Source organism: Falsiroseomonas sp., assembly GCF_051860665.1.
Taxonomy (GTDB): domain Bacteria; phylum Pseudomonadota; class Alphaproteobacteria; order Acetobacterales; family Acetobacteraceae; genus Falsiroseomonas.
In genome coordinates this window covers 13,759-33,946 of the sequence record NZ_JBHYDM010000046.1, presented here as the reverse complement: position 1 = coordinate 33,946, position 20,188 = coordinate 13,759, and the positions used below count along the sequence as shown (strand labels likewise).

The window sequence follows — 20,188 nt, the reverse complement described above, 5'->3', positions numbered from 1 at the left end:
TCCTCGGCGGCCGGTGCCGGCGCGTCCCGGCGCGGGGCCTCGCCCCGGCCGCGCGCGCCATCACGGCCCCCATCCCGGCCCCCGTCCCGGCCACGCCCGCGGCCGGCATCGCGCCCGCCATCACGGCCACCCGGGGCGGCACGGCCGCCGCGACCGCGGCGGGCCTTGGCGCCTTCCTCGATCTCCTCGGCCGTCACCGGCACCAAACCCTCGATCTCCATGCGCGGGATCGGCTTGCCGGTCAGGCGCTCGATCGCCGCGACGGATTTCGCATCCTCCGGCGCTGCCAGCGAATAGGCATGGCCCTGGCGCCCGGCGCGGCCGGTGCGGCCGATGCGGTGGACATAGTCCTCCGCATGGAAGGGCACGTCGAAGTTGAAGACATGGCTGAGCCCGCCGATGTCGAGGCCGCGCGCCGCCACATCGCTGCAGACCAGCAGCTGCAGCTCATTCGCCTTGAACTTGTTCAGCGTCGCGAAGCGCACCGACTGCTCCAGGTCGCCATGCAGCGCGCCGACCGAGAAGCCATGCTTCTTCAGCGACTTGTAGAGGATGTCGACCTCGACCTTGCGGTTGCAGAAGATCAGGGCGTTCTGCACATCCTCCTTGTTCAGCAGGCGGCGCAGCGCCTCCCGCTTCTCATGCGGATGCACCCAGGCGAGGCCGGTGGTGATGGTCGTGGCCACGGTCGCCGGGGCGGAGACGGTGATCTCGCGCGGATTCTGCAGGAAGGCATCGGCCAGGCGGCGGATTTCCGGCGCCATGGTGGCGGAGAAGAACAGCGTCTGGCGCATGCGCGGCAGCATGGAGACGATGCGCTCGACATCCGGGATGAAGCCCATGTCCAGCATGCGGTCGGCCTCGTCGATGACGAGCACCTTGCAATCCGCCAGCAGGATGCGGCCGCGATCGAACAGGTCGAGCAGCCGGCCCGGCGTCGCGATCAGCACGTCGACGCCCTTCTCCAGCACGTCGCGCTGGTCGTTCATGCTCTCGCCGCCGATCAGCAGGGCATGGTTCAGGTTCAGGTGCTTGCCGTATTTGACGAAGTTCTCGGCCACCTGCAGCGCCAGCTCGCGCGTCGGCTCCAGGATCAGGCTGCGCGGCATGCGCGCCTTGGCGCGGGACCCGGCCAGGATGTCCAGCATCGGCAGGGTGAAGCTGGCGGTCTTGCCGGTGCCCGTCTGTGCGCAGCCCAGCACGTCCCGGCCCATCAGGACGATCGGGATCGCCTGTTCCTGGATCGGCGTGGGGTACAGGTAGCCGGTCTCGGCGACGGCGCGCAGGATCGGCTCGGAGAGGCCGAGATCGGTGAAGGTGGTGCGCGGCGGCTCCTCGGCGGCCCAGCTCGCGGCTTCCTCGGCATTCTGGTCGGCTTCCGCCTGGGCCTCGGCCGAAAGCGGCTCGGCCTCCGGCTCCGGCGCGGATTCCGCCACCGGCGCCGTCGCCTCGGGCACGACCGGCTCCGCCTCGGGCACAACTGGCTCCGCCTGGGGCACCACCGGCTCCGCCGAAGCCTCCACGGCCTCCGCCACCGCAAGCTTGGCTTCCGCCGGCGCGGCGGTGGCCGCCTTGGCGCGGGACCGCGTGGCCCGCGGCTTGGGCTTCGGCGCGACCTCCTCGCCGGAGGACTCCGCCGCGGCCTTGGCGGCGCGCGATGCGGTCGCGCGGGCGCTGGGCGCCCGCCGCTTGCGCGGCGCGGCGGCGGTCTCCGCAGTCACGGGGCTTCCCGTCTCGGCGGTCCCCGCCTCGACGGGGCCCGTGGCGGCCTGGGAGTCTTCGGTCTCGGCCGCGCGCGGGGCGGTCGCGTCGCTATGATCGCTCAACGTGCTTGGTTCTCTGCATGCCTCGGACCTGCCCGCCACCTGCGCGCATCCCGGCGGGACGCGCATTCGGCGGGGGCGCCCCACAGGCGCGGTGACAGGCGCTTGGCGGGGCCGGGCGGGATGCAGCGCATATGCGCCGCTATGGCGCGGAAATCAAGGCAAGACGCCGCTCCGCTCCGGGCCGGGCGGCGGGGCCTGGGCGGCGATGGCCGCGCGGATCGCCGGCAGCATCACCGCATCGACCAGCCCGAGGATGGCGCCGGGATCCTCTGCCGGCTGCGGGAAAAGGGCCTGGTAGGTCACCAGCGCCGCGGGCACCCGGGCGAGCAGGGGGGGCAGCGGCACCTCCGGCACCTCGCCGCGCCGCACCGCGCGCCCGATGATGAGGCGCCAGTGCAGGGCGCCGAAGCTGTGCACCGTCTCGGTCAGCAGCGCGATCGGCTCCGGGTCGCGCCGGGCCTGGAAGATCAGGCTGCCCAGGATGCGCAGGCGGCTCGGCAGAAGCTCGCGCAGGATCAGCTCGACCCAGGCGCAGAGGTCGGCGCGCAGGCTGCCGTGATCGGTCTCCGGCGCCCGCATCCTGGAGAGGTCATCGGCCAGCGCCGCCAGCAGCAGCTTCGGCTTGTTGGCGAAGCGGCGATAGATCGCGGGCGGCGTCGTCCCCGCCCGCCGCGCGACATCGGCGATGGACAGCGCCTCGAAGCCCACCTCCGCCAGCGCCTCCAGCGCCGCGGCCAGGATCGCCGCGTCGAGCACCGCGCTGGGCTTCCGGCCGGCCTTGCGATCGACAGTCTCCATGGGCAGGCGGTCTCCGTCTCGGGGCGCTATCGCTTCCCGACTCGGCCGCCCCGCCGCCCGTTGATATAGAATTCCGGACGAAGGATCAATTCGTCGCGAAATTTATACTATGTTCATGTAACGCGACAGCCGTGGGCCGTCACACGACCTGATTGACCAGCTTCTCGCCCGCCCGCAGCCGCGGCAGGTTCGCCTCCAGCAGGTCCAGCACATTGCCCTCATAGGCCCGGGTCTCGCCGCCGGTATGGGGGGTGATGAAGACATTCGGCATCGCCCAGAGCGGGCTGGTGGCGGCCAGCGGCTCCTCCACCGTCACGTCCAGCGCCGCCTGGCCGAGCTGGCCGGAGCCGAGCGCCGCGATCAGCGCCGCCTCGTCGCAGACCGCGCCGCGCGCCACGTTCACCAGCGTGGCACCCGGCTTCATGGCGGCGAAGGCGGCGGCATTCATCAGCCCGCGCGTCTCCGGCGTCAGCGCGCAGCACAGCGCGACGATATCGGCCCGGGCAAGCTGGGCGTGCAGCTGGTCCATGCCGTGGATCTCGTCCGCGCCCTCGGCGCCCTTGGCCGGGTCCTGGCGCAGCCCGATGACCTTCATGTCGAAAGCCTTGGCGAGGCGCGCCAGCCGCCCGCCGATGCGGCCGATGCCGACCACCAGCAGCGTCTTGCCGCCCAATTCGTCCTCGCGCTGGGTGAGGTCGCCGATCATGCCGCGCCAGTGCTGCTTCACCTGGTTGTCGCGCGCCTGCGGCAGCAGCCGGGCCTGGGCCAGGATCAGCGAGATGGCGTGTTCCGACACGGCATTGGCATTGGCGCCCTGCGCCGAGGCCAGGCGGATGCCGGCGCCCGCCAGCACCGCCTTGTCGTACTGGTCGACGCCGGCGCTGATCGACTGGATGAATTTCAGCCGCGGCGCCTTCGCCGCCAGGTGGTTGCGCCACATGCCCGAGACCAGCAGCACATCGGCCTCCGGCAGCCGCGCCTCCAGCTCCTCCAGGCTGCGCACCTCAAAGTGCTTCAGCTTGCCGCCGCGCTGGGCGTAGCGCTCGCCGAAGCGATAGGCGACATGGGCGAAGCAGAGGGTGAGCTGGTCATCCGGCGGCAGCATCTTTGCGAGTCTCCTGGGATCAGGGTTCGCACCAAACCCGCGTGGCGCCGGTCAGGCAACCCCGGCGGCGGACTCGCGGGCCAGCAAGGCGCGGGCGAGCCGGTCGAATTCGGCGATGGTCAGCGTCTCCGCCCGCCGTTCCCCGGCGATGCCCGCCGTCTCCAGCAACGCCTCCGCCTGCCCCAGCTGCTTCAGCGCCCCGCGCAGCATTTTGCGGCGCTGGCCAAAGGCGGCGGCGGTGGTGCGTTCCATGGCGGCGAACAGCGCCGGGCCCGGGTCCTCCGCATGCGGCGTGAGGCCAACCACCGCCGAGTAGACTTTGGGTGGCGGGGTGAAGGCGCCGGGCGGCAGGCTGAGCAGAAACTGCGCCTTGCAGCGCCACTGCGCCAGCACGCCGAGCCGGCCATAGGCGTCGCTGCCCGGCGCCGCGCAGATGCGTTCCGCCACTTCCTGCTGGAACATCAGCGTCATGCCCTCGATGTCAGCCGCCTGGCGCAGCCAGCCGACGAGCAGGGGGGTGGCGACGTTGTAGGGCAGGTTGGCGATGATGCGGCGCGGCGCCGGCATTTCCGTGAGCGGGTCGATCTCCATCGCATCGCCCTCCCGCACCGTCAGCCGGCCGGGGTGATGCGCGGCGAGGGCCTGCTGCGCCGCGATGGCGCGCCGGTCCAGCTCCACCGCCAGCACATGCGCCGCCGGCGTCGCCAGCAGGGCCCGCGTCAGCCCGCCGGGGCCGGGGCCCACCTCCAGCACCTGCCGCCCCGAAAGGTCGCCGGCCAGCGCCGCGATGCGCGCGCAGACGGCAGGGTCCAGCAGGAAATGCTGGCCGAGGGATTTCCGGGCGTCGAGCCCGTATTCACGGACGGTGTCGCGGAGCGAGGGGAGGGGGTTGGGCGAGGGAGGCATCACAGGAAGAAAACCGCCCGCTCATCTGCCGCGGCCCCCCCCATCCAACCCTCCCCCCCCTGCGGGGGGAGAGGGCTTTTGGGGCGGGGCGTCGGTTTCAACTCCGCATCTCGATCTGCGCCCGCCGGCGCAGGTCGCGCTGCACCTGGCGGGAGAGCAGCTCGGCGCGGTCGCGCACCAGCTGGGCGCGGGCGGCGTCCGGCGTCAGCTCCGCCTGGTTCCGCGTCTCCCGCGTGCAGACCATGATGACGGCCACGCCATCGGGGGCGATCACCGGCTGGCTGGCGCGGCCCGGCTGCAGGCTGGCGATCAGCTGGCGCAGCGGCGGCGGCTGCACGCCTTCCAGCCGCACCTCGCCCGGATCGGGGTCGCGCCCGCTGCCGCTGGCGCGTGCCGCCGCCTCCACCGCCTCGCAGCTGCGGGCGGAGGCCGAGAGCGCGCGCGCCCGCTCCACCGTCTGGATCTGCTGCTGCGTCGGGTTGTTGGGGTCGAGCGGCGAGGAGAAGGCGAAGAAGGCCTGGCGCAGCGTCAGCATGGTCGCCATGTCGCGCCCCACCTCGCGCTTCTGCCGCAGGGCGATGATCTGGAAGCCGCCGGGCACGCGGATCGGGTTGGCGATGGCGCCGGGCGGCATCTGGCGCACCACCTCCGCCACCTCCCGGTCCAGCGCCTCCGCCCCCACCCAGCCGAGGTCGCCGCCCTGCAGCGCGGTCTGCGACTGGCTGAACTGCGTCGCCGCCACGGGGAAGGGCACGCCGCGGCGCAGCTGGCTCACCACCTCGTCCACGAAGCTGCGGACCTCGCCCTCCTCGGTCGGGTCGTCGACCGGGACGAAGATCTCGCTCACCAGGAATTCCGGCTGGCCGGTGCGGGCGCGCTGGCTGGCGATCAGCTCCGCCACCTCGGGCTGCCCAGGCTCGGCCTGCGGGCCCAGCAGCTGGCGGATCAGCCGCGCCCAGCCGATCTGCACGCGCAGCTGGTCATACAGCACGCGCGGCTCCACCCCGGCGCGGCGCAGCTGGGCCACCAGGGCGCCGGCCGGCAGGCCGTTGCGGCGCTCCAGCTCCGCCACCGCGGCCGCGATGTCGTTGTCCGTCACCGGAATCCGGCGGCGCTGCACCTCCTGCACGCGCAGCCGCTCATCCACCAGCAGGCGGGTGACCTGCGGCGTCAGGCGCTGCAGCACCTCGGGCGTCATGTTCAGCCCGGCATTCAGGGCGAAGAGCCGCCGCCGGCCGTCGACATCGGCCTGGGTGACGATGTCCCCGTTGATGACGGCGACAATCCGGTTGACCTGCGGGCCGGCCGCCGCGGCGGGCTGCGCCAGGGCGGGGGCGGGAAGGGTCAGGACGGCCGCGCCGGCCAGGCTGGCCAGGACGGGGAGGAGCAGCAGGGCTCGGGCGGTGGGGCGCATGGCGCTTTCCTAAAGCATTTTGGGGCCGGGCGGTATCACCCGGCCCGTTTCCTCGGGCGGTGCCGGGGCCTACAGCGCGCGCAGCCCGAAATCGCCGATCGTCTTCAGCCCGACCCGGAACAGCAGCAGCGTGCCGCCGGTGTAATCGGTCCGGGTGGTCGGGTCCTCCGCCCAGCTGCGGACGAAGCGCGTCTCGAAGATGAAGCACTCATCCTCATAGGTGGCGGAGGCCTGGGCGGCCACCGGCCGGTCCAGCCCCACGTCGTAGCGGCCGAACAGGCCGACGCGCCAGTTCTCGTTGATCCGGAAGGTGCCGCCCAGGGAGAATTCCTCCCGCTTCCGGGTCGTCACATTGGGCGCCGGATTGGTCAGCAGGTAGCCGCCGGAGAGCGTGAAGGGACCGCCGAAGAAGGTGGCGGTGCCGTCCCAGAGCCGGCCCTCGCCGGTCTCACGGTCCAGCCTTCCGCGCCCCAGCAGTTCCAGCCAGGGCACCGGGGCCAGCCGCAGCCGCCCGACCCAGTCGGAGGAGCGGTTCTCGAGGCCCGAGCCATCGGCGAAGGTCTCATCGGTGGCCATGCGGACGGAGCGCCCGGCCAGGCCCTCCAGCTGCCCGCCATTGGGGAACAGCCAGGCGCCGCGCAGCGCCGCATCGGCGCGCGTGCCGCCCTCGAAGCGGTCGCGGCCGGGGTAGCGGTTCAGGCTGAACAGGTTCGCATCGGTGAATTCGAAATCGAGGCTGTCCTCGTTCGGGAAGCGCAGCTGCGCGCCCGTGGCCGGGCCGGTCACCAGCTGCACCCGCGGCTCGATGATCTGGGACCCGTATTCGCCGGCGCTGCGCAGGAAGGGCATGCGCCAGTCCACCGCGGTGCGGATATTGCCGCGGCCGTAGAAACCGTCGCCGCCGGCATTGCCGAAGGTGGGCGCCAGCGCCAGGCCATCGACCCAGCCGCCGACCACATCCGCATGGGTGCGGAAGGTCCAGATATCGCCCATCTCGCCGGTCAGCGGCAGCTCATAGGTGGCGCGGCTGGCGAGCCTGCGCGTATCCGTGCCGCTGGCCCGCGACAGGCTGAAGGCGGAGGCATCGACGGTGAAGCGCCCGCCCAGGCCGTCATTCGGGAAGACATAGTCGGCATAGCCGCGCGGCAGGACGAAGGGCGTCAGGTCCGTGGAATTCGCCGCATCCAGCCCCTGGTAGAGCAGCGTATCGATCCGCGCATAGCCCTCCGCCCCCCAGAAGCCCTCGGCATAGGCGGTGCTGGTCAGCACCCGTGGCGCGCCATAGCGCCAGGCCTGGAGGTATTCGCGGGAGGAGGCGCGGTTCAGCGCGAAGCCGGCGCGCCAGTTCTCGTCCAGCGTGAAGCGGCCCTGGGAGAAGATATGCCCGCCGATGCCATCCGCATCGGTGCCGTCCAGGCTGCCGATCGAGCCCTCGAAGGCCACCTCGCCATTGTTGAAGCGACGCCGATAGGCGCCGCCCAGGTTCGGCACCTGCTCGGTGGAGGCGGTGACGCTGATGGTCGCATCCGAATGGTCGTCGATCGCCCAGTAATAGGGCAGCTCCATGAAGCCGCCGAGGAAGCGGGTCTGCCCCAGCGTCGGCGAGAGGAAGCCCGAGGCACGCGGCGCATCCGGCGAGGCATGGCTGAAATAGGGGGCATAGAGCAGCGGCACGCCGCCGAACTGCACCGCCGCGTCGCGGTAGCGCACCCGCTGCTCCACGCTGTCCAGCGTCGCGATGCGCGCGCGCAGCTGCCACAGCGGCGGCCGGGTCGGGTCCTCGGCGCAGAGGTCGCAGGAGGAATAGACCACGCGGGCGAGGTCGGTGACGGTGCCGCCGGTGCGCCGCCCGCCGGCCGCCGCCACCCGGGCATTGGAGGCGAGAAGGCCGCGGATGCCCTCGATGGCCGCATCCCGCATGCCATCCGTCAGCTCGACGCGGTCGGCGAAGAGCGTCTGCCCATCCGGCTCGATCAGCGCGACATTGCCGGAGGCGGTGGCCACGCCGGTGTCGCGGTCATAGGTGAATTCATCGGCGCGCAGCACGCGGTCGCCCTGCCAGGCCTCCACCCGGCCGCGCGCGGTCACCCGGTTCTCGGTCTGGTCGTATTCGACCTCATCCGCCGTGAAGGTCACCGGCCCGTCATTGGCGCCGCGATTGCCGAGTCCCATCAGCCCCTGCTGGGCGCCGGGGCCGGTGGGGGCCAGCAGCAGGCCGAGCGCGGTCAGCGCCAGCAGGCCGGCCAGGCGCAGCCGGCGCGGGCGCGGCGCGGTTGGGGGCGGGTCCACCGCCAAAGGCAGCGGCACCGGCCGCCGCACGGGCCGGATCGGTGGCGGCAGCTTCGGGGCGCGGCCGGATGGCCGCGGGGGCACTCGGCCGGATGGCGCAGGTCCGGGCATCAGCCATCCTCCAGGTGCAGCAGCAGCGCCAGGGCGAGCAGCAGGCCGGCGAGCGCGGGCGCCCAGGCCGCCAGCAGCACCGGCAGGGACCCCGCCTCGCCCATTTCATTGCTCACCCTGTCCAGCACGAACAGGGCGAATCCGGCGGCGACACCGCCGCCGATCATCTGCGCCACCCCGCCCCGGCGGGTCTGGCGCATGGAAAAGCCGGCGGCCAGCAGGGCCATGCCCAGCGCCAGCACCGGCAGGGCCAGCAGCGACTGGAACTGGATGCGGTGCCGCACGGCGGAGAAGCCGGCCTCCTCCAGCACCGCGATGAAGCGGGGCAGGGCCCAGAAATCGAGCGTCTCCGGGGAGGCGAAGCTGTCCTGGATGCGGTCCGGCGTCAGCTCGGTCGGCAGGCTGACGCGGGCGGGCGGGCCGGCCATCCGGTCGGCGCCGAAGCTCACCGCCTCCTCCATCACCCAGGCGCCGTCGATCAGCCGGGCGCGCGGCGCCTCCAGCCGGGCCAGCGGCCGGTCATCGGCCGACAGCCGCCAGATGGTGACCTCCTGCAATTCGAAGCGCGGGCCGCGCGGCAGCGGGTCCGTGCCGTCCCGCATGGCCACCGGCCGGCCGGAGATGATGGCCACCCCCTGCGGCTCCAGCGCCCGGTCCGCCTGGCGCAGCCAGAGCCGCCCCCCGGCCAGGGAGGAGAGCCCGCCGCCGGTGCGCAGGAAGGTCATGTCCAGCCGCTCCGCCCGGGCCAGCAGGGCGGAGGAGATGGGCGAGATGCCGAAGGTGCCGAGCATGCCGAGCAGCACGGCCACCACCAGCGGCCCGGTCAGGAAGCCCCAGGCGGAAATGCCGGCGGCGCGCGCCACGATCAGCTCGGAGGAGCGGGTCAGTCGCCAGAAGGCGATGATGCCGCCCAGCAGGATGGCGAAGGGCAGGATCTGCAGCGCCACGAAGGGCAGCCGCATGGCCGCGATCTCCAGCGGCACGGCATAGCCGACATCCGGCCGCGTCGCCGCGCGGCGCAGCAGCTCGATGAAATCGAACAGCGCGACCAGGCCGATCAGCGCGGCCATCACCAGCAGCGTGGCCAGCAGGAAGCCGCGCGCCACATAGCCGGTCAGCGTGGGGGTGAAGACCATGCGGGCTCAGGAGGGCTGGAGGGGGGCGGGGCGGAAGCGCGGCAGGCCGGGGGCGCCGACCAGCCACCAGGCGGCCACCAGGCCGGGCAGGGTGGCATGCGCCCAGATCAGCCAGACGAAGGCATTGTCGCGGGTGGCGAGGTTGCCGATGGTCAGCCCCATGGCCAGCAGGCCCACCACCAGCCCGACGCCGATCGCCAGCCGCAGCCCGCCGCCATGCCGGCGGAACTGGCCGGTCAGCGCCACCGCCATGCCCACCAGGGCGAAGGTCAGCGCGGTCAGCGGCGCGGACATGCGCTGATGCGCCTCCCCCACGAAGCGCGCCAGCTCCCGCGGCCGCAGCTGCTCCGCCGGGTCGGGGTGCAGCAGCTCGGACACGCTGCGCTCCCGCGAATCGCGGAAACGCACCTCCTCCTGCCGCGTGGCGCGGGCGAGATCCACGCTGTTCTCCTGGAAGCTGAGCACCGAGAGCCGCATGCTGGGCGGCGTGCCGGGGGGGGATCCGGCCGGCGGCGGCACGCGCTCCATCTGCTGGCGTACCCCGTTCTGCAGCGTGACGCGCGGGCCGAAGGGGCCGTTGGAGATGCGGCCGACCTCGGCCAGGATGGTGGCCGGCGCGCCCGCCTCCCGCGCATCATGCACCAGGATGCCGCGCAGCGTGCCGTCCCGGTCGCGCAGCCGGGCATAGACCGTGAGGTCGCCGCCGACCGAGGAGAAGACCCCCTCCTGCACCAGGATCGCCGCCATCTCGTTGCGGATCTCGTATTGCCAGATCCGGAAGGCGGTATGCGACATCGGCACCAGCCAGAGGTTCAGCGCATAGCCGATGGCCACCGAGGCCAGGGCCAGCAGCAGGGCCGGCCGGCCGAGCCGCAGCTGCGACAGGCCGGCGGCGCGCATCACCACCAGCTCCCGGTCCGTGTTCATCCGCACATAGACGAAGAGCACCACGACGAAGGTGGTGATGGGCAGGATCACTGCGATGAAGCCCGGCAGCATCAGCCCGGTCAGCTGCACGAAGACCACCAGGGACAGGCCGCGGTCCAGCACCAGCTCGATGAAGCGCAGCGACTGGGTCAGCCAGACGAGCGCCGCCAGGCCGATGGTCACGGCAAGCAGCCCGGCGGTGAGCTGGCGCAGGATGTAGCGGTCGATCCGTGTCATCCGGCCCCTTCTACCAGCCGGAAGGGGCGGGCTGCAAAGCGCCTGCCCCCGGGCCGGGCCCGACGCGCCGGCCGCTCACGGTGCGGTGACCCCGGCGAGGAAGCGGGCGATGACGGGTGCCGGCACCAGACGGGTGCGCGCCGGCCCGGCCGCGGCGCCCTCCGGCTCGTCCCGATGGCTGATGAGCCCGGCCAGGCAGCCGGAGCCGGAGTCGAAGACCGCGCCGCCGGATTCGCCGGGCAGCAGGCTGTCGGGGATTTCCAGATAGGCGCCGAAGCGCGGATCGGGGTCCGCCACCGGCGGCAGCAGCCGGGTGCGGATGGCGCGCCGCGGGGTGACCAGCAGGGCGGGCGTCCCCGGCGCCGGCAGGCCCTGGCAGAGCTGCGCGGTGCCGAGGCGGGGCAGCGCCCCCGCCGGACGCAGCAGCGCCACATCCTCCCCGCCCAGGTAGCGCTGGCCGATGCCGCGGTCGATCCGGTCCTGCCCGGCCGCCAGCAGCCGGGCCGGGGCGGTGGTGCCGGCGACGCCGAGCGCCAGCGGCCCGGCGCCGGCCGGGCAGACGCCGCGCAGCCGCTGGGCGGAGCCATCCACCACATGCGCCGCCGTCACGAAGCGGCCCTCCCCCAGATGCACGGCGCCGCCGCTGGCCAGGCAGCGCGCCGATTCGCCGGAGCGGACCTGCGCCACGGCCCCGGCGGCGGCGAGCGCCGGATCGGCCGGGCGCCTCGCCGCGGGCGGCATGTGGCCGGCGGGGGAGGCGCCGCAGCCGGCCAGCAGCAGCAGGAGGATCCAGGGCTTCAGAAAAAGACCTTGCCCGGGTTCATCAGGCCCCAGGGGTCGAGCGCCGCCTTGATCCGGCGCATGGTCTCCAGCTCCGCCCCGCCGCGCCAATCCGGCATCATGTCCGTCTTCAGCCGGCCGATGCCGTGTTCGGCGCTGAAGGAGCCGTCCATCTCCCGCACCACGGCATTCACGCAATCCATGATGTCGTGGCTGCGGGCCAGGAAGGCGGCGGGGTCCATGCCCGGCGGCTGTTCCAGGTTCATGTGGATATTGCCGTCGCCGATATGGCCGAAGGGCACCGGCCGGCTGCCCGGAATCAGCTTGACCAGTTCCTCGGAGCAGCGGCGGATCATCTCGGGGACGCGGGAGACGGGGACGGAGACGTCGTTCTTCACCGAGGCGCCCTCGCGCTTCTGGGCCTCCGGATGCTCCTCCCGGATCTTCCACAGTTTTTGCGCCTGGGCCTCGGATTCGGCCAGCACCGCGTCCAGCACCTCCCCCGCCTCCATCGCCTCGCCCAGCAGCGTTTCCGCCATGTCCCGCAGCCCGGCATCCGGGCGCGGCGAGGCGAGGTCGACCAGTACGTAATGGTCCCCCCGGGTCTCCACCGGCAGGGTCACCCCCTCGATGTGCTTGAGACAAAAATCGACGCCGGCGCCGGACATATACTCAAAAGCCCGCACCGCGCTCTCGTCGCGGTCGCGGAAGCGGCGGAACAGCGCCAGCGCCGCCTCCTCACTCGCCACCGCGCAGAAGGCGAGCGCCGTGTCGCGGGGGCGCGGAAACATCCGCAGCGTGGCGGCGGTGATGAAGCCCAGCGTGCCCTCCGCGCCCACGAACAGGTGGCGCAGCGCATAGCCGGTATTGTCCTTGCGCAGCCGGCGGAGGCCATCCCAGACCTGCCCGTCCGGCAGCACCACCTCCAGCCCCAGCATCAATTCGCGCGCATTGCCGTAGCGCACGGTGGTATTGCCGCCGGCATTGGTGGACAGCACGCCGCCGATGGTGGCGGTGCCCTCGGCGCCCAGGCTGAGGGGGAAGAGGCAGCCGGCCTCGGCGGCGGCGTTCTGCGCCAGCTTCAGCACCACGCCGGCTTCCGCCGTCATGGTCATGTCCACCGGGTCGATCGCGCGGATGCGGTTCAGCCGGGCCAGGCTGACCACGATCTGCCGCCCCGATTCATCCGGCGTGGCGCCACCGACCATGGAGGTATTGCCCCCCTGGGGCACCATCGGCACCCCGGCCGCGGCGCAGAGCTTCACCGCGGCGGCAAGTTCCGCCGTATCCGCCGGCCGCACCACGCAGGGGGTCGCGCCGCGATACAGCGCCCGCCAGTCGGAGAGATGCGGTTCCAGGTCCTCCGGCGCCGTCAGCAGGCCGCGCGGGCCGAGCAGCCCGGCCAGCGCCTCGATCAGGCCGGTGGGGGCGGGGGTGGGGGTGGGGGCTTGGAGTGTTTCGGCCATGATGGCGCCTCCTACAGGAAAATCGCGCCCAGCGCCGCCCCCACCGCCAGCACCCAGAGCGGTGATTTTTCCGAGCGCCAGACGAAGAGGGTGGAGCCCAGGGAGATGGCGACCGCCAGCCAATGCACCGCCGCCGCCTGGGTCAGGATGACGCCGGAGGAGAAGATCAGCCCGACCGCCACCGGCACCAGGCCGCGCTCCGTCACCCGCAGCCAGCGGGCCCCGGCGAGGCGCGAGCGCATGCGCGAAAAGCCGAAGGCGAGCAGCCCGGCCGGGCCGGTCATGGCCAGGGTGGCCACCAGCATCCCGGCGATCCCCGCCACATGCCAGCCGATCAGCCCCACCACCAGCACATTCGGCCCCGGCGCCGCCTGGGCCAGGGCGAAAAGCTGGGCGAAGCGCGCATCGCTCATCCAGCCATGCACATCGACGACCAGCCGGTTCATCTCCGGCACCACGGCGATGCCGCCGCCCACCGCGATCAGCGAGATGGCGAGGAACCCCAGCGCCAGCTGGCCGAGCACGCCGCTATCCTCGCTCATGGCCGCGCCTTCTCCGTCCACCAGGCGGCCAGGATGCCGAAGGGGGCGAGGCCGAGCACGATCCAGGGCAGCGGCAGGCGCAGCACCGCGCCCCCCACCAGCGCCGCCAGGCCCACCGCCAGGATCGGCCAGGCCGGACGCAGCTTGCCGGTGATCTTCGCGGCGGTCCCCAGGATCATGCCCGCCGCCGCCGCCGCCGTGCCGGCCAGCACCGCCTTCACCAGCGGCACCTCGCCATAGGCATCGTGCAGCATGGCCAGCCCCACCAGCACCAGCAGCGGCCCGCCGAACAACCCGGTGCTGGCGGCCAGCGCCCCCCAGCCGCCGCGGAACCGCTCGCCCAGCTGCACGGCGACATTCAGCGCATTGGGTCCGGGCAGCACCTGGCCGAGGCCCAGCACCTCGGCATATTCCTGCTCCGTCACCCAGCGGCGCTCCTCCACCAGCACGCGCCGGGCCCAGGCATTCACGCCGCCGAAGCCGACCAGCCCGATCTTGAGGTAGGTGAGGAAAAGCTGCGCGACGGTCGGCCTGGGTCGGTCCATGTGCCCAGGCAAGCCCGCGCCGCGCCGGGGATCAAGCCCCGCGCAAGGCGCAAAATGCAGCCGGCGCGGCCCCTCTGCCTGGCGCCCCTTCACGCCCTGGTTGCCCGGAGCAGGCGAAGGTTGCACATAGCCTGCCACCTCACACGGGACATCAGAAACATGATCACGCGCCGCAAGCTCCTCGCCACCAGCATGGCCGCCCCGCTGATCGCCGCCGGCGGCGGCGCGCTGGCGCAGGAGGCCTATCCCAGCCGCCCCGTCCGCCTGCTGCTGGCCTTCGCGCCCGGCGGCGGCACCGACCTCATCGCCCGCACCCTGGCCTCCGCCATGACGCCGAGCCTGGGCCAGACCGTGGTGGTGGAGAACCGCCCCGGCGCCGGCGGCAATATCGCGACCGAGGCCGTGGCGACCGCCCGGCCGGATGGCTATACGCTGCTGATGGGCAACCACGGCCCGATGAGCGTCAACGTCTCCCTGTTCCGCAACATGCGGGTGAATCCGGAGACGGCGCTGGAGCCGATCGGCCTGGTGGCGGATGCGCCGCTGATCGTCGTGGTCGGCCCCTCCTCCAAGGCCACCACCCTGCCGGAGCTGCTGGCGGAGCTGCGCGCCGCGCGTGGCAACCTGAACTACGCCAGCGCCTCCAACGGCTCCGCCAGCCACCTGGCCGCGGCGCTGATGCTGCAGATGGCGGGCCTGCAGGCGGAACACGTGCCCTTCCGCGGCGCGGCGCCGGCGCTGACCGACGTGGTCGCCGGCCACCTGCACTTCATGGTCACCACCCTGCCTTCCGTGGTCGGGCTGATGAGCAGCAATGCGGTGCGGCCGCTGGCCGTGACCGGCGATGCGCGCATGGCGCTGTTCCCGAACATCCCGACGGTGGCCGAGACCATCCCCGGCTACAAGGCCACCGCCTGGTACGGCATCCTGGCGCCGAAGGAGACGCCGGCGCCGATCCGCGCCCATATCTTCGCCTCGATGCGCGCCGCGCTGTCCAACGAGGATGTGGTGCGCCGCCTGCGCGAGGAAGGCGCCGAGCCCTCCACCATGGACGGCCCCGGCTTCGCCGCCCTGATCAAGTGGGAGCGCGAGCGCTGGGCGACCGTGGTGCGCCAGGCCGGCATCACCGTGGACTGAACCCCTTCAAAGCCCTCTCCCCCCGCTTGGGGGAGAGCGCCGGCGCAGTGCGCCGTCGGGGTGAGGGGGGCTCCCCCTCAGCCCCTGGCGTCCAGCACCGCCTGCCCCAGCGCCACCATCTCCCCGGCCGAAACCGCCGGCAGGTCGCCCAGGTCGATCCCGGCATTCCGCTTCAGCGCCCGCTCGTCGCTGATCGCGCGGCGATGCACCATCAGCAGGTCCAGCGCAGGCAGGCCCAGGATGAACTGCCCGTAGTGGCCGGAGGCGAGGAAGGCCCCCTGCCATTCCGGCGCCTCCGTGTGCATCGGCAGCCACCAATAGTAGCCATAGCCCATGCCGCGCCCGGCGAAGCGGCCGGCCATCGCCTCCGGCCGCACATGCGGCGCCAGGCTTTCGCGGATCCAGGCCTCCGGCACCACCTGCCTGTCGCCCCAGCGCCCGCCGCGCAGCGCCAGCAGCCCGACCCGCGCCATGTCCCGCCCCGAGAGGAACATGTGATAGGCGAGGAAGCGCGAGCGGTCGGGATAGCCCAGCATGCGCTGGCGCGAACGGTCGAAATCCTCGAAGCCCAGCGGGATCGCCAGCTGGTCGCGCAGCGCGTCATGCACCGCGATCCCCGTCAGCTGCTCGAAGATCGCGCCGGCGACGTTGAAATCCCAGTTGTTGTAATGGAAGTACCGGCCCGGCGGATGCGCGCCACGGGCCGGCGTGCCCGCATCGTCGCCACCCGGACTGCCGGCCGGGGCATAGACGCCGGACCGGCTGGTCAGGATGTCGCGGATCGTCGCCTGGCGTTCCTGCGGCGTCAGCCCCTGCACATCCTCGATGCCCAGCTGCTCCAGCGTCCGCGACAGGTCGATCCGCCCGGCCGCGACATGCGGGCCATAGAGCAGGGACAGGATGCTCTTGCGGGTCGAGGCCAGGTAGCTGACCTCCGCGACATCGCCGTAGCGCCAGGCGATGCGGCCGCCCGAGACCACCATGAAGGAGGTGGTGGTCAGCCCGCCGAGCGTCTCGCCCAGGCGCGCCAGCGCCGCCGGGTCGAAGCCGGCCGCCGCCGGGTCCACCTCGGCCCAGGCGGCGCCGGGGAAGGTTGCGGCCCCCGTCATGGCGCGGCCCGCCGCACATCCTTGGCCAGCGTCCGTTCATCCAGCCGCGGCGCATAGGTCAGGCCACGGCGCAGCGCCCAGCTATTGGTCTGGTGGTACAGCGGGATGATGGCGCCATCCTCCATCGCCATGCGCGTCGCCTCGCGCAGCATCTCCTCCCGCTGCGCATCGTCGAAGGTGCCGGCGGCGCGGGCCACCAGGGCATCCAGCGCCGAATTGCTGTAGCCGGTGGTATTGCCGGCGCCGATGCCGCGCGCCGCATCCGGCGTGCCCAGCACATTCACCAGCATGGAGGAGGCATCGAAGGTCGCATTGCCCAGCCCCACCACATGCATGGCGAAGCTGCCGCGCTGCGTCGCATAGGCGCTCCAGGGCAGGGAGGCGACGCTGGTGCGCACGCCGATGCGCGTCCACATCTGCGCGACGGCCTGGGCGACGGAGGTGGCGCCGGGGTAGCGGTCCGTCGGCACATGCAGGGTCAGGCGGAAGCCGCCCGGATAGCCGGCCTGCGCCAGCAGCGCGCGCGCCCGGTCGGGCGCCGCCGCCCCCGCCTCCAGCCCCGGCAAGGCGGAGAAGGTGCCCTGCGGCAGGATCTGCACGCTGGGCACCGCGGTGCCCTCCAGCACGCGCTCCGCCAGGCCGGCGCGGTTGATGGCGAGCGACAGCGCCTGCCGCACCTCCCGCCGCGCCAGCGGATTGCCGGGCAGGGCGCCGCCATCCGCCGCTGTGGCGAAGGCCCCGGGCACCGCATCGCCGTGCTGCGGGGCGAGGTAGATCACGCGCAGCCCCGGCGCCTCCACCAGCGTCACCTGCGCCGCCGCGCGCAGCCGCGGCAGGTCGGAGGCGCCGGGCATCTCGATCATGTCGACATCGCCGGAGAGCAGCGCCGCGGTGCGGCCGGCCGGGTTCGGCATCATGCGGTAGCTCGCCGCCTCCCAGGCCAGGGGCGGGCCCCACCAGGCGGGGTTGCGCTCCAGCTCGATCCGGTCGCCCGGGCGGAAGCTGCGCAGGCGGAAGGCGCCGGTGCCGATGGCGGCGCGGCCGGCGTTGAAATCCGCCGTGCTGGCATCCTCCGCCGCATGGCGGGCGATGATGGCGACATTCACCAGATCACCCGGCAGGCCGGGGGCGGGGCCGCGCGTCTCGATCCGCAGCGTGGTCGCATCCACGGCGGTGACGCCGGCGATGCTGCGCAGGAAGCCGCCGAAGCCGCCCGGGCTGTTCGGCACATGGCGGGCGCGGGTGAAGCTGAAGGCGATGTCCTCCACGCTCAGCGGCCGGCCGTCATGCCAGGTGACGCCCGGGCGCAGGCGGAATTCCCAGATGGTGTCGGAGACCGGCCGCCAGGATTCCGCCAGGCCCGGCGCCAGCGCGCCATCGGCGCGGCGCTCCACCAGCCGGTCGAAGACCTGCATGGCCAGGCTGTTGTTGGGGGAGGCATTGTGGAAATGCGGATCGGCCGAGGTGACGGCGCCGGCCATGCCGATGCTGAGGCCCTGGCCCATCGCGGGCCCGGCAGCCGCCATCGCCAGGCAGGCCAGGCCCGCCATGCCGCCGCGCGCCGCGCGCCCTGTCCGTTCGTCCGCCATGGCGAGGCATGTCCCTTCATCACACGGCCGAAAATGTCGCGGCGGCCGCGTCCATCCGTCAAATCGATGCTAGACATTCAAAACATGCACCGGACGAATGAGCTGACCCCCATCCAGTCGCTGCAGGCGCTGGACCTCAACCTGCTGAAGGTGCTGGACGCGCTGTGGAAATGCCGCGGCATCACCGCGGCGGGGCGGATGATCGGCCTGTCGCAGCCGGCCGTGAGCCATGCCCTGCAGCGCCTGCGGCTGGCCTTCGCGGACGAGCTCTTCCTGCGCGGCCCCGGCGCCCTGGTGCCGACGCCGCGCGCCGCGGAGCTCTGCCGCGCCGCCGGCGCGGCGCTGGCGGCGCTGGAACAGGCCATCCTGCCCGCCGCGCCCTTCCGGCCGGAGGTGAGCGAGCGGCGCTTCCGCATCGGCATGAACGACCATGTCTCAGCCACCCTGCTGCCCCGGCTGCTGCGGAGGGTGGGCGAGGCCGCGCCCGCGGTGGGGCTGGAGGTGATCCACCTGCCGCGCGGCCAGAACCGGGAGGGCCCGGTGCTGCCCCGGCTGCTGGACGAGGCGCAACTGGAACTGGCGCTGGGCCAGATCGACCCGCTGCCGCCGCGCTGCCGGGTGCAGCCGCTGCGCCGCGACCCGCATGTCTGCGTGCTGCGCGACGAAGGGCCGGCGGAGGGTTTCGACATGGCCGCCTTCCTGGCGCGGCGCCATGTCCGCGTCTCCTCCTTCCCCGACCGGCTGAGCTGGATGGATGCGGCGCTGGCGGCGCAGGGGCTGCGGCGGCGGATCGCGGTGACGGTGCCGCATTTCCAGGCGGCGCTGCATATCGTCGCCGCGACCGATCTGCTGACCACCCTGCCGCGCGGCGCCGTCGCGCCCTTCGCTGGCGCGCTGCGCCTGCGGATGCTGCCCTCGCCGCTGCCGGAGCGGCTGCACGGACTCGACATGGCCTGGCTGAAGGCGATGGACGGCGATGCGGGCCTCACCTGGCTGCGCGGCATGGTGCGGGAGGCGGTGGCGGCCGAGGGGTCCCTGGCGGAGGCCGGCGCCGCGTGATTCACTCGCCTGAACCGGCAAGGCCGGGACTCGAGGGAGTGAGACCATGCACAAGACCATCCTCGCCATGGCGCTGGCCGCCGTCATGGCCGGGCCCAGCCTGCCCGCCGGCGCGCAGCAGCCCGCCAATGCCCAGCCGCCCGTGAGCCTGCAGAGCTGGGGCAGCTTCCATGTCGGGGGGCGGGAGGTCGTGGTCTCCGGCCAGCCGGTGCGGGAGGTGCTGTTCAGCCCCGGCGGCGTGCCCGCCCGGGTCGATCCGAACGGCACCTATCTGATGGGCGGCATGTATGCCCAGTACATGATCCCCGCTTCCCCCCGCGGCCAGGCGCCGCTGCTGATGTGGCACGGCGGCGGGCTGACCGGCGTGACCTGGGAGAGCACGCCGGATGGCCGCGAGGGCTGGCAGAACTTCTTCCTGCGCCGCGGCTGGCCCACCTATGTCTCCGACGCCGTGGAGCGCGGCCGCGCCGGCTGGACCATGATCCCGGAACAGACCGGCGGCCAGCCCGTGCTGCTGACGGTGGACAATCCCTTCGAGCGCTTCCGCATCGGCGCCGGCCAGGGCAGCTACCAGCGGGGCGAGGTGCTGCCGGGCAACCAGTTCCCGGCCGATCGCGAGAGCTACATGAACTTTGTCCGCCAGGTGGTGCCGCGCTTCACCACCACGGATGGCCTGACGCTGGAGGCCTATCTGGCGCTGCTCGACCGCGTCGGCCCCTCCGTCGTCATGGCGCATAGCCAGGCGGGCCTGTTCGGCTGGCGCGCGGCGCAGGAACGCCCCGACAAGGTGCGCGCCCTGGTGCTGATCGAGCCGGCCGCGGTGGGCGACATCGCCAAGGTGGCGGCGCTGCGCAACATCCCGGTGCTGATGGTCTATGGCGACTATATCGCCCAGGACAGCCGCTGGCCGACCATCCGCGGCAATGGCGTGCGATTCGCCGAAGCGGTGCGCGCCGCCGGCGGCAGCGTCGATGTGGTGGACCTGCCGGAGCGGGGGATCCGCGGCAATAGCCACATGATCATGATGGACCGCAACGGCGACCAGGTGGCGCAGCTGGTGCAGGACTGGCTGGCCTCCAAGGGGCTGTGGCAGTAGCCCTGGCGGTGTTCATCGCGAAGTCGTGATGACTTCCCGGCGCGCGTTAACCTTTCGCTAGGATTGCGCGCGCAGTTTGCGGCCACGCGCTGGTGCGAAGCTGGGTCTTCCGCTGC

17 protein-coding genes are annotated in these 20,188 nt (G+C 72.8%); 3 read left to right on the top strand and 14 right to left on the bottom strand.

Annotated features, from left to right (window positions below):
• The 12 genes from ACTIF1_RS25205 to ACTIF1_RS25150 all read right to left on the bottom strand — a co-directional run.
• Positions 1–1,721: DEAD/DEAH box helicase (locus tag ACTIF1_RS25205; protein ID WP_439599220.1), on the bottom strand; the 1,721-nt coding region annotated here is incomplete at its 3' end.
• 258 nt (positions 1,722–1,979) lie between these two features.
• On the bottom strand, positions 1,980–2,624 hold the full coding sequence (locus ACTIF1_RS25200; protein WP_439599219.1) for a TetR/AcrR family transcriptional regulator: 645 nt from the start codon (positions 2,622–2,624) through the stop codon (positions 1,980–1,982).
• A gap of 139 nt (positions 2,625–2,763) precedes the next feature.
• On the bottom strand, positions 2,764–3,729 hold the full coding sequence (locus ACTIF1_RS25195) for a D-2-hydroxyacid dehydrogenase (RefSeq protein ID WP_439599218.1): 966 nt from the start codon (positions 3,727–3,729) through the stop codon (positions 2,764–2,766).
• Positions 3,730–3,780: 51 nt separating this feature from the next.
• Positions 3,781–4,635, bottom strand: coding sequence for a 16S rRNA (adenine(1518)-N(6)/adenine(1519)-N(6))-dimethyltransferase RsmA (gene rsmA / locus ACTIF1_RS25190; protein ID WP_439599217.1), 855 nt, complete (start codon positions 4,633–4,635; stop codon positions 3,781–3,783).
• A gap of 97 nt (positions 4,636–4,732) precedes the next feature.
• On the bottom strand, positions 4,733–6,049 hold the full coding sequence (locus tag ACTIF1_RS25185; RefSeq protein WP_439599216.1) for a peptidylprolyl isomerase: 1,317 nt from the start codon (positions 6,047–6,049) through the stop codon (positions 4,733–4,735).
• A gap of 69 nt (positions 6,050–6,118) precedes the next feature.
• The gene (locus ACTIF1_RS25180) at positions 6,119–8,338 is read right to left on the bottom strand and encodes an LPS-assembly protein LptD (protein ID WP_439599215.1); all 2,220 of its coding nucleotides are present in this window, start codon (positions 8,336–8,338) and stop codon (positions 6,119–6,121) included.
• A 110-nt stretch (positions 8,339–8,448) separates the two neighbouring features.
• A complete protein-coding gene (gene lptG / locus ACTIF1_RS25175) occupies positions 8,449–9,585 on the bottom strand; it encodes an LPS export ABC transporter permease LptG (RefSeq protein ID WP_439599214.1) in 1,137 nt (378 codons plus the stop codon).
• A gap of 6 nt (positions 9,586–9,591) precedes the next feature.
• Positions 9,592–10,749: an LptF/LptG family permease gene (locus ACTIF1_RS25170; protein ID WP_439599213.1), complete on the bottom strand. Its 1,158-nt coding sequence runs from the start codon at positions 10,747–10,749 to the stop codon at positions 9,592–9,594.
• A gap of 75 nt (positions 10,750–10,824) precedes the next feature.
• Positions 10,825–11,490, bottom strand: coding sequence for a hypothetical protein (locus ACTIF1_RS25165; protein WP_439599212.1), 666 nt, complete (start codon positions 11,488–11,490; stop codon positions 10,825–10,827).
• Between the two features lie 56 nt (positions 11,491–11,546).
• The gene (locus tag ACTIF1_RS25160) at positions 11,547–12,995 is read right to left on the bottom strand and encodes an FAD-binding oxidoreductase (RefSeq protein WP_439599211.1); all 1,449 of its coding nucleotides are present in this window, start codon (positions 12,993–12,995) and stop codon (positions 11,547–11,549) included.
• An 11-nt stretch (positions 12,996–13,006) separates the two neighbouring features.
• Positions 13,007–13,537 carry a chromate transporter gene (locus ACTIF1_RS25155; protein ID WP_439599210.1) on the bottom strand — a complete coding sequence of 177 codons (531 nt, stop codon included), beginning with the start codon at positions 13,535–13,537 and terminating at the stop codon, positions 13,007–13,009.
• Entirely contained in the window at positions 13,534–14,082 is a 549-nt protein-coding gene (locus ACTIF1_RS25150) for a chromate transporter (RefSeq protein WP_439599209.1), read from the bottom strand. Before ACTIF1_RS25150 ends, ACTIF1_RS25155 begins: the two co-directional genes overlap by 4 nt.
• A gap of 159 nt (positions 14,083–14,241) precedes the next feature.
• On the opposite strand from ACTIF1_RS25150, the gene ACTIF1_RS25145 reads away from it, so the two are divergent.
• Positions 14,242–15,219: a Bug family tripartite tricarboxylate transporter substrate binding protein gene (locus ACTIF1_RS25145; protein ID WP_439599208.1), complete on the top strand. Its 978-nt coding sequence runs from the start codon at positions 14,242–14,244 to the stop codon at positions 15,217–15,219.
• A 77-nt stretch (positions 15,220–15,296) separates the two neighbouring features.
• On the opposite strand, the gene ACTIF1_RS25140 is transcribed toward ACTIF1_RS25145, so the two are convergent.
• Both ACTIF1_RS25140 and ACTIF1_RS25135 read right to left on the bottom strand, forming a co-directional pair.
• Entirely contained in the window at positions 15,297–16,328 is a 1,032-nt protein-coding gene (locus tag ACTIF1_RS25140; protein ID WP_439599207.1) for a serine hydrolase domain-containing protein, read from the bottom strand.
• Positions 16,325–17,917 (bottom strand): ABC transporter substrate-binding protein, encoded by a 1,593-nt coding sequence (locus ACTIF1_RS25135; RefSeq protein ID WP_439599206.1) that lies wholly within the window; start codon positions 17,915–17,917, stop codon positions 16,325–16,327. Before ACTIF1_RS25135 ends, ACTIF1_RS25140 begins: the two co-directional genes overlap by 4 nt.
• Positions 17,918–18,001: 84 nt before the next feature.
• Between ACTIF1_RS25135 and ACTIF1_RS25130 the strand changes: the two genes are divergently transcribed.
• On the top strand, positions 18,002–18,976 hold the full coding sequence (locus ACTIF1_RS25130; RefSeq protein WP_439599205.1) for a LysR family transcriptional regulator: 975 nt from the start codon (positions 18,002–18,004) through the stop codon (positions 18,974–18,976).
• A 46-nt stretch (positions 18,977–19,022) separates the two neighbouring features.
• Positions 19,023–20,072, top strand: coding sequence for an esterase (locus ACTIF1_RS25125; RefSeq protein WP_439599204.1), 1,050 nt, complete (start codon positions 19,023–19,025; stop codon positions 20,070–20,072).
• The last annotated feature ends 116 nt before the right edge of the window (positions 20,073–20,188 follow it).